At 46.1% G+C, this 1482-nt stretch carries 1 protein-coding gene and 1 pseudogene; one reads left to right on the top strand and one right to left on the bottom strand.

Going from position 1 to position 1482, the window contains the following annotated elements; all coding sequences use genetic code 11:
* Positions 1-626 (bottom strand): annotated as a pseudogene (locus F6K49_RS48360) (dehydrogenase); the annotation flags it as partial.
* 231 nt (positions 627-857) lie between these two features.
* Here F6K49_RS48360 and F6K49_RS48355 point away from each other — a divergent pair.
* Positions 858-1421, top strand: a complete 564-nt coding sequence (locus F6K49_RS48355; protein ID WP_293085849.1) for a 3'-5' exoribonuclease — start codon at positions 858-860, stop codon at positions 1419-1421.
* Positions 1422-1482 lie beyond the last annotated feature (61 nt).

Genomic DNA, 1482 nt, shown 5'->3' with positions numbered 1-1482 from the left:
TCAGATAACATCTGGGCCGCAAACAGTAAACTGAGAAACTGTTGGGCAATCTCTTCAGTAATTCCGGGAATTTCCTGACTTAAGCTAGTAGCGGTTTGGGGTTGAGATAACTGACTCACTAACCCAGGACCCCGCCAGTCGGAAAATTTAATCTTACCTTTGGTAAGGGGAGACTCTAATACCATTTCCCCTTCGACTTGATGGAGATAGGCGAAGCGAGAGAGGGTAAATGCGATGTTCCTTTGGAACCGCTTCGCGAACGCATCCCAATCAATTTCAGGGCAATCGAAGTAATAATCCCCTACCATGGGAATAGCGATCGCAAGGGGGGAAAGCTCAGGGGATGAGGGGGGGATGGCGTGGCAGATCCAGCCCAGTTCAATCAGACGATTCAGGTAAGCATCGAACTTTTCCCGCACTTGTGTGCCATCGGTTTCTAGGATTAAGGTTTGAAGTTGCCCGGGGGTGTGGGTTCCCTGTTTGAGAGCATCTAGAGCAGTTTTTAATCCCGGTTCCGGTTGATGAAATGTCAGCTTACGGCTTGAAGATTGGAGCAGAATATTTCCCTCAACAGGGGTGAGGGTGATTTCGGGTTTGAGGGAAACAGTTAAGGATGAGAAAGTCATTCTTCCAGTCAGAAGTCAACAGTAGACTGCATTTAACATTAACCCAAGCTGACAACAGATAACGAGAAGAATTGTTGCGCGTTAGCAACACCCCATCAGTGTTCAAAGTTTTCAAGGTTCAACAGTTCTGATTGAATCCTTAGTATGCATTACTACCAATTTTTTTTCCTAAATTTTCTCAGATGTTAAGGTCAAAACAATATCCTGTTAATATTTGATATAGGCAAACAAATGACAATCGAAATCTACGTCAGCACGGATATTGAAACCGATGGTCCTATCCCTGGACCTCACTCCATGCTCAGCATTGGATCAGCAGCTTTCAGGGCAAACAAAGAATTAATCGCCACCTTTACGGCTAACCTAGAACCCTTGCCAGGGGCACAAGGTCATCCCAACACCATGAGATGGTGGTCAGAAAACCCTGAAGCTTGGGAAGCATCACGAGTCAACCCAAAGCCTCCAGCACAGGTGATGCAGGCATATCACGCTTGGCTACAAGCATTACCCGGTAAACCGGTCTTTGTTGCCTATCCAGCCACCTTCGACTTTATGTTTGTCTATTGGTATTTGATCAACTTTGTGGGGGATAGTCCCTTTAAGCATTCTGCACTAGACATCCGCTCCTATGCCATGGCATTCCTAAAACGAAACTATAGCGAGTCAGGCAAGAAAAACCTACCGCCTGAGTGGTTAGAGGACATTCCCTTGACCCATGTTGCTCTTGATGATGCCATTCAACAAGGTAAGTTGTTTTGCAATCTCTTACAAAACAACTTACAGCGTGAACATTAGACTTCGCGGCAGTTGTCGGGAACAGGGAACAGCGGATCTCGGAACAGTGGACAAGAATTGA

This window comes from Moorena sp. SIO3I6 (genome assembly GCF_010672095.1).
Note: the sequence above shows the minus strand (reverse complement) of the source record. Positions and strands in the feature narration are given on the sequence as shown.

What these genes read in the sequence shown, in the direction of transcription:
- F6K49_RS48355 (WP_293085849.1), top strand. Translation starts at nt 858, where the DNA reads ATGACAATCGAAATCTACGTCAGCACGGATATTGAAACCGATGGTCCT.